At 70.8% G+C, this 6212-nt stretch carries 6 protein-coding genes; 1 reads left to right on the forward strand and 5 read right to left on the reverse strand.

Annotated features, from left to right (window positions below; all coding sequences use genetic code 11):
* Nucleotides 1–71: 71 nt before the first annotated feature.
* The 5 genes from ABZ719_RS37010 to ABZ719_RS37030 form a co-directional block, all read right to left on the reverse strand.
* Nucleotides 72–1073, reverse strand: a complete 1002-nt coding sequence (locus ABZ719_RS37010; RefSeq protein ID WP_366729562.1) for an SIS domain-containing protein — start codon at nucleotides 1071–1073, stop codon at nucleotides 72–74.
* 87 nt (nucleotides 1074–1160) lie between these two features.
* On the reverse strand, nucleotides 1161–2006 hold the full coding sequence (locus tag ABZ719_RS37015; protein ID WP_366729563.1) for an ABC transporter permease: 846 nt from the start codon (nucleotides 2004–2006) through the stop codon (nucleotides 1161–1163).
* Nucleotides 2003–2908: an ABC transporter permease gene (locus ABZ719_RS37020; RefSeq protein ID WP_366729564.1), complete on the reverse strand. Its 906-nt coding sequence runs from the start codon at nucleotides 2906–2908 to the stop codon at nucleotides 2003–2005. Before ABZ719_RS37020 ends, ABZ719_RS37015 begins: the two co-directional genes overlap by 4 nt.
* Complete coding sequence (locus ABZ719_RS37025; protein WP_366729565.1) at nucleotides 2872–4143, reverse strand: spermidine/putrescine ABC transporter substrate-binding protein; 1272 nt, start codon at nucleotides 4141–4143, stop codon at nucleotides 2872–2874. The genes ABZ719_RS37020 and ABZ719_RS37025 overlap by 37 nt, the downstream gene beginning before the upstream one ends.
* Before the next feature lie 16 nt (nucleotides 4144–4159).
* Nucleotides 4160–5338: an ABC transporter ATP-binding protein gene (locus ABZ719_RS37030; protein WP_366729566.1), complete on the reverse strand. Its 1179-nt coding sequence runs from the start codon at nucleotides 5336–5338 to the stop codon at nucleotides 4160–4162.
* Between the two features lie 162 nt (nucleotides 5339–5500).
* Here ABZ719_RS37030 and ABZ719_RS37035 point away from each other — a divergent pair.
* A partial coding sequence (locus tag ABZ719_RS37035; protein ID WP_366729567.1) for a LacI family DNA-binding transcriptional regulator occupies nucleotides 5501–6212 on the forward strand: 712 nt, incomplete at its 3' end.

A 6212-nucleotide genomic window follows, 5' to 3' on the forward strand; every position in this document is an offset into this window, starting at 1 on the left:
CCGGCACCGGCGCGCCCACGCCGGGGCACCGGCGCGCGGGACGTGAGGGACGGGGTGACCGGTCGGAGGGCTCAGTAGTCCATGACGCGGTAGTAGCGGCGCAGGTCGAGCGAGTGGTCGCGCACCCGCTCCAGGTGCTTGCTGACCCGGTCCATCACGGTGTCCAGCACCAGCGGCGCGAGCAGTCCGCGGAACTGCGGGCTGATGCCTTCCAGCGGGTAGTCACGGGTGTCGAAGACGGTGACGTCCTTGGAGACGCGCTTGGCGAAGGCCTCGGCCCGGTCGGTCAGGGCCCGCGTCTCGTCCTCGCCCTGGAAGACGATGACGCTCGTGTTCTCCTCCAGGAGTTCCAGCGAGCCGTGGAAGAACTCGGCGCTGTGCACCCGGGTGGTGCGCAGCCACTGCATCTCCTCGAGGATGCACATGGAGTACAGGTAGGTGAATCCCCACAGGTTTCCGCCGCCGATGAGGAAGTGGTAGTCGGTGTCCTTGTGGGCCTCGGCGAAGGCCGCGGCCACCGGCTCGGCCTGCCGGGCGACGTCCACCAGGATGCGGGGCAGACCCGCGAGTTCGTCCGCGAGGCGTTCGTAGCCCTCGAACTCGCCCCGGCGCGCCAGCAGCCGGCCCATGAACAGCAGCAACTGGACGTCGAACGGCCAGGCCTTGGGCTCGGAGATCAGCGCCGTGTCGACGCTCAGGGCGACGGGGGAGTCGGGGTAGCCGGTGAATCCGATCGTGTGGGCGCCCTTGGCCTTGCAGTGGGCGATGGCGCGCAGACTGTCGTCGGTGGTGCCGGAGACGGAGGTGAAGACGGCGATGGTGCGGTCACCGAGCCGGGCGTCGCCGGAGGCGACGAGTTCGGCGGCCACGGCGGCCCGCACCGGCAGCGTCGAGGAACGCCGGGCGAGGTGCTCGTAGGGCCACATCTGCGCGTACGTGCCGCCCGCGCCCACGAGGAGGACGTTGTCGTAGCCGTCGTCGGCCAGCCGGTCGACGGTCTTCTCGATCTGGGGACGCAGCGCCAGGAGGCTCTCCGTCTGGGAGACGAACTCGGCTTCGTTGAACTTGAGCACGATGGTGACTTCCTCGAAGGTTGTTCCGTACCGGCCGGCGTGGGCCGCCGGACCGGTGTTCCGAAAGAGCGCGCGGACCGGGTCGGGTCAGCTCGCGCGACGCCGGGAGAACAGCACGTTCGCCCCGGCGATGATCAGGCCGCCGGCGAAGATCAGCGTCCCCATGACGTTGACCTGCGGGGGCACACCGGTACGGCTGGCGCTGTACACCCACAGCGGGAAGGTGACCGTACGGCCGGCGTTGAAGCTGGTGATGACGTAGTCGTCGACGGACAGGGCGAAGCACAGCAGGGCGCCGGAGGCCACGCCGGGCAGCAGCATCGGCAGGGTGACCAGCCGGAACGCCGTCCACGGTCCCGCCCCCAGGTCGCGGGCCGCCTCCTCCAGCGTCGGGTCGTGACCGGCCATGCGCGCCCGTACGGTGATGGCGACGTAGGGGATGCAGAAGGCCACGTGGGCGATGACGACCGTCCAGTAGCCGCGGGGCACGCCCAGCACGATGAACAGCGACAGCAGCGCGGCGCCGAGGGCGATCTCCGGGGCCGCGATGGCGGCGAACATCAGCAGGTCCACGGAGCCGCGGCCACGGAAGCGGTGGCGCCCGAGCGCCAGCCCGATGGGGGTGCCCAGGAGGGTGGCGACCACGGCGACGACCACGGCGATGGTGAGGCTGTTGACCAGCGCGGAGGTCAGGTTGGGGATGGCGAACAGGTGCCGGTACCAGTGCAGGGTGAAACCCTGCCAGGTGAAGTTCACCTTGCTGCCGGTGTCGTTGAAGCCGAAGAGGATCATCACGGCGATCGGCAGCAGCAGCCAGGCCAGCACCAGCGCGGTGTACAGGGTCAGGGCGGGGCGGCGGCGCCGGCGTCCGGCGCGGTGCGGGCGCGGCGTGGCGGCTTCCTCGGCCGCGGGGGCGACGGTGGTGGTGGTCATCGCGCGGCCGCCTCCAGGACCTCTTCGGTGCCCAGCGTCCGGGCATAGGTGAACACGGCCAGCAGCAGCGCGCCCATGAGGACGAAGGACAGGGCCGCGGCGGCCGGGTAGTCGAGATTGGTGAAGTACTCGGTCTGGATGATGTTGCCGATCATCGTCGTGGAGGGGCCGCCGAGGATGCCGGCGTTGACGTAGTCGGCACAGGCGGGCACGAACGTCAGCAGGACGCCGGCGAAGACGCCGGGCAGCGACAGGGGCAGCACCACGCGCAGGAAGGTCTGCGTCCGGGAGGCGTAGAGGTCGGTGGAGGCCTCGATCACCTTGGGGTCCACCCGTTCCAGGGCGACGTACACGGGCAGCACCATGAACGGCAGGAAGTTGTAGGTCAGGCCGCCGACCACCGCGTAGGGCGTGGCCAGCAGGTGGAAACCGGCGGGCAGCAGACCGATGTCCTTCAGCGGTCCCAGCAGGACGCCGTGGTCGGCGAGGACCACGTTCCAGGACTGGGTGCGGATGACGAAGGAGACGAAGAAGGGCAGCAGGAGCAGGAAGAGGAACACCGACTTGTGCCGGCCGGCCCGGAAGGCGATCCAATAGGCCACCGGGTAGCCGACGGTGGCGCAGGCGACGGTGGCGACGCCGCCGTAGAGCAGGGACCGGACCAGTTGCACGTGGTAGGTCCGCACCACGTCGGCGTAGGTGCCGAAGTGGAACGTCTGGCGGAAGCCGTCGATGAAGTCGCCGGTCTGCAGCGACAACGACACCATCACGATCACCGGGGTGACGAAGAACGCGGCCAGCCACAGCCAGCCCGGCAGGATCATCAGATACGGGACCAGGGCGCCGCCTGGGCGCCGCCGCCGGGTCAGGCCTGGTAGATCGGCTCGAACAGTGCGTTCCACTGCTTCTCCTCCTCTTCGTCGAGCACGCGCAGACGGCGCAGCCTGGACTGGTCGGCCTCGGTCGGGAAGACCAGGTCACTGGTGCTCAGGGCTTCGAGCACGGAGCGCCGCCTGCCGGTGGCGGCGGCCGCGTCGCGGGCGACGACCTGCCGTGCGGCGGGAACGGGGCAGACGAACTGGACGGTCTCGCTGATCCTCGCGGCGACCTCGGGCCGGTAGACGTAGTCCATGTAGGTCAGCGCGTCGACGGGATGGGCGGCGGTGGAGGGGATGCAGAGGTTGTCGGTCCACAGCAGACCGCCCTCGTCGGGGATGACGAACTCCAGTCGTGAGCCGCTCTGGTTGGCCTGGAAGACGTCGCCCGAGTACACCAGCGAGGCCGCCAGGTCGCCGCGCTGGAGGGAGGACTGGTAGGTCGAGGTGGAGTAGGAGCGGACCATGCCGGCGTCGCGCTGCCGGCGCAGCCAGGCGGCCGCCTTGCGCCAGTCGGCGGGGGTGGAGGTCTCCGGGTTCACCCCGACGGCCAGCAGTGCGACGTTGCCCATCTGCACCGCGTCGTTCCACATCCCGACCCTGCCGTGCAGCTTCGGGTCGAGCAGGTCCTGCCAGCTGGTGATCCTCCGGCCGACCTGGGCCGGGTCGTAGCCGATGCCGGTCATGCCGGACTGCCAGGGCACGGTGTAGACGTTGCCGTGGTCGAAGGGGGAGTTCTTGAACGCGGCGCCGCCGTGGCGGGCGAAGTTCGGCAGGCGGGTGTGGTCGAGCGGGGCGAGGTAGCCGAGTTCGATGTACTTGGTCAGGTAGCTGTCGCCGCCGACGACCATCAGGTCGTAGCCGATGCCCTGGCCGGAGGCGAACTCGGGCTGGATCTTGCCGAACCAGGAGGCGCTGTCGTCGATCAGCTCGTTGTAGGTGACCTCGATGCCGCTCTCGCGGGCGAAGGCGTCGAGGGTGGGGTGCCTGCTCTGGTCGGCCGGGTCGACGTCGATGTACTGGGTGTAGTTGACGAAGTCCAGCCTCCCGGACCGCTTCTTCCCGTTCCAGAAGCCGGTGACGGCGGCGGCGATCTCCGCCTCGCCGGTGGGGACGTGCACGCGGGCGCCGGGGACGCTGCACGCGGCGAGCGGGGCCAGCGCGGCCGCGCCGAGCGCGGCACGCAGCAGGCCGCGCCGGCTCCAGCCGCGGGGTGCCGGGGCGCGCGGCGGGGGCGCGAGAGGGAGGGGTTGCTCGGGCATGGGGGTCCGCCTGTCGTCAGCGCGAGGTGAGGGAAACCGGGGCCGCGGCCGTCGCCGCGGGCGTGGGGGCGGGGGTGAGCAGGTAGGAGTGGTCGGCGGCCCAGGAGAGCCAGACGGTGTCGCCACGGGCCGGGGACACGCAGGCGGTGCCGTCGTTGGGCTGGAAGACCGTCATCTCCGCACCCGTGCCGGTGTCCACGGTGTAGCTGGTGGAGGTGCCGAGGTAGACCACCTCCCTGACGGTGCCGCGCAGCCGGCTCGCGGTGCCGGCGGGCTGGGCGGTCAGCGTGATCTTCTCCGGGCGCACCGTGAGTTCGACGGTGTCGCCGGCCGTGTGGGAGCCGCGCAGCGGGACCGTGACGCGCTGGCCGTCGCCGAGGTCGAGCACCCCCGTCCCCGCTCCCACGGAGGCCAGGCGTCCGCCGATCAGGTTCGAGGTGCCGATGAAGCCGGCGACGAACGCGGTGGACGGCCGCTCGTAGACCTCCTGCGGCGGGCCGACCTGTTCGACCAGGCCGCGGTTCATCACCGCGATCCGGTCGGACATGGTCAGCGCCTCGGCCTGGTCGTGCGTGACGTAGATGAAGGTGATGCCGACCTCGCGCTGGATGCGCTTGAGCTCCAGCTGCATGCTCTGCCGCAGCTTGAGGTCGAGGGCGCCGAGGGGCTCGTCCAGGAGCAGCGCGCGGGGGCGGTTGACCAGGGCGCGGGCGAGGGCGACACGCTGCTGCTGGCCGCCGGAGAGCTGGCGGGGACGCCGGTCGGCCTTGTCGGCGAGTTCGACGGTGTGCAGGATCTTCTCGACCCGGTCGCGGATCTCGTCCTTGGGCACACGTTTGCGGCGCAGGCCGAACGCCACGTTGTCGGCGACGCTCAGGTGCGGGAAGAGCGCGTAGGACTGGAACACCATGTTGATGTCGCGCTTGTTGGCGGGCACGCCGACCATGTCGCGGCCGTGGAGGAGGATCTGACCGGAGGTGGGTTCCTCGAAACCGGCGATCATCCGCAAGGTGGTGGTCTTGCCGCAGCCCGACGGCCCGAGCAGTGAGAAGAACTCACCCTCACCGATGACCAGGTCGACGCCGCGGACGACCGCCGCGTCCCGGGCGCCTGCGCCGCCGAAGTCCTTGACCACGTCGACGAGCGTGATGGCGGGGCCAGCGGCCGGTGGCGGCGAGAGGGTGTCGGTTGCCATCCGTGATACCTCCGGTGTTCGGGGCGCGGGCTCGGGACGGGCACGGGCGGCCGTGCCGGGCCCGGCCTGAAAAGGCAGGCGGTGTCGGTACCGGTGAGGATTGATAACGTTACCAACGGGCCAGACCTTACACAGGGACAGCCGCAGCCCGTCAATGGTTGAATGGCAGCGAATTTCATCGGCCGGTTCCTCGGCGTCCGCCGACCCGTCACCCACGAAAGATCGCCCATGCCGCAGCCCCCACCACCGCCGCGCCGCGTCACCATCCCCGACGTCGCCCGGCACGCCGGCGTCGGACAGGCCACCGCCGCCCGAGTCCTGGGCGGTTACGGCTCGTCCAGCGCGGCCACCAGGGAACGGGTCCTGGCCGCCGCCGCGGAACTGGGCTACAGCACCAACGCGGTGGCCCGCAGCATGATCAGCGGACGCACCCACACGCTGGGCGTGGTCGTCGCCGACGTGGAGAACGCCTACTTCGCCCGCGCCGTGCGCGGTGTCACCGACGTCGCGGCCAAAGCCGGCCTGCAGGTCGTCCTCGCCAACAGCGACGAGAAGGGCGACACGGAGCGGGCCGCGGTGCAGATGTTCATCGAGCGGCGTGTGGACGGCCTGGTCGTGGCGCCCGCCGCGACCGATCACGGGCACCTCGACAAGGCTGTCGCCGCGGGCATCCCCGTGGTCCTCCTGGACCGTGCGCTGAGCGGCGCCACGCTGGACACGGTCGTCGTCGACAACCGCGGCGCCGCCAAGGCCGCGGTGTCCAGGTTCACCGGCGCGGGACACACCCGCATCGCGGTGGTCACCTCGGCGTCCCCCGACCAGAACGCCAGCCGGCTCGCACCCGGTGCGGACATCTGGACCACGACCGAGCGGC

This window comes from Streptomyces sp. NPDC006743, from assembly GCF_040703815.1.
In the GTDB taxonomy this organism is placed as follows: domain Bacteria; phylum Actinomycetota; class Actinomycetes; order Streptomycetales; family Streptomycetaceae; genus Streptomyces.

What these genes read in the sequence shown, in the direction of transcription:
- ABZ719_RS37015 (WP_366729563.1), bottom strand. Translation starts at nt 2,006, where the DNA reads ATGACCACCACCACCGTCGCCCCCGCGGCCGAGGAAGCCGCCACGCCG.
- ABZ719_RS37025 (WP_366729565.1), bottom strand. Translation starts at nt 4,143, where the DNA reads ATGCCCGAGCAACCCCTCCCTCTCGCGCCCCCGCCGCGCGCCCCGGCA.
- ABZ719_RS37030 (WP_366729566.1), bottom strand. Translation starts at nt 5,338, where the DNA reads ATGGCAACCGACACCCTCTCGCCGCCACCGGCCGCTGGCCCCGCCATC.